The sequence below is a fragment of the Aminobacter sp. P4_D5 genome (assembly GCF_056401815.1).
In genome coordinates this window covers 1-900 of record NZ_JBFUIP010000486.1, presented here as the reverse complement: position 1 = coordinate 900, position 900 = coordinate 1, and the positions used below count along the sequence as shown (strand labels likewise).

Below are 900 nucleotides of genomic sequence, written 5' to 3'. Positions count from 1 at the left end.
AGCCCATGCGCTCCGTCACGGCCGAAAGCGCGGCCATGGCGGTCAGCGGCTCCAGCACGTCGATGCGGCTGTCGTAGCTGAGCTGCTCCTCGTCACGGGCCGAGCTGCGCACGGCTATGCCGTCGGCCCAGAACATGAAGTGGAATTTCGCCGCCTCGGCGCGGATGGCCAGCCGCTTCCATAGAGAAAAGTCCAGCGAGGCCGCGACATGCGCCTCCGGCATGCGCCAGCCGCCGCCATGCGCGCCGTTGCCGACGAGGTTGAGTCCCAGCTTCATCATGCGTCGTGTCACGTCGCGATATCCTACTCGGCGGCCGAGGCCTGGGCCGCGCGCTGCGCGGCGTAGCGGTTGACGTGCGGCTTGAGGCCGAGGTTCTCGCGCAGCGTCGCGCCCTCATAGGCCTTGCGGAASASSCCGCGGCGCTGCAGCTCCGGCGTGATGAATTCCACGAAGTCGTCGCAGCTGCCGGGGAGGTAGGGCGGCAGCACGTTGAAGCCGTCGCAGACCCCGGCCTCGTACCATTCCTGCATGACGTCGGCGATGTCGGACGCGGTGCCGATCAGGTAGAAGCCGCCACCCACGATCTGCTTGTAGAGCTGGCGAATGGTCAGGTTCTGCGAGCGCGCGCGGTGCATGACACGCTCAGTGCTGCTGCGGATTTCGGAGGTGCGCTGCGGCTCCGGCACCGGCCCGTCGAGGTCGTAGCCGCTGAGGTCGCCGAGTGCCGCATAGACGCGCGCCAGCCCGACCAGAGGATCCGTCAGGTTCTGCAGCTTGTCGAACTTTTCCTGTGCTTCCTCGCGCGTGCGGCCGACGATGGTGCGCACGCCGGGCATGATCTTCAGGTCGTCCCAGTCGCGGCCGTACTTCGCCATGCGGCCCTTCACGTCATCGTAATA

Annotated in this window: 1 protein-coding gene and 1 pseudogene; both read right to left on the bottom strand. The window is 67.1% G+C overall.

From position 1 onward, the window contains the following. Positions 1–292: pseudogene (locus AC1DWF_RS32950) on the bottom strand (nitrilotriacetate monooxygenase); the annotation flags it as partial. A gap of 11 nt (positions 293–303) precedes the next feature. Then, positions 304–900: LLM class flavin-dependent oxidoreductase (locus AC1DWF_RS32945; protein WP_476842714.1), on the bottom strand; the 597-nt coding region annotated here is incomplete at its 5' end.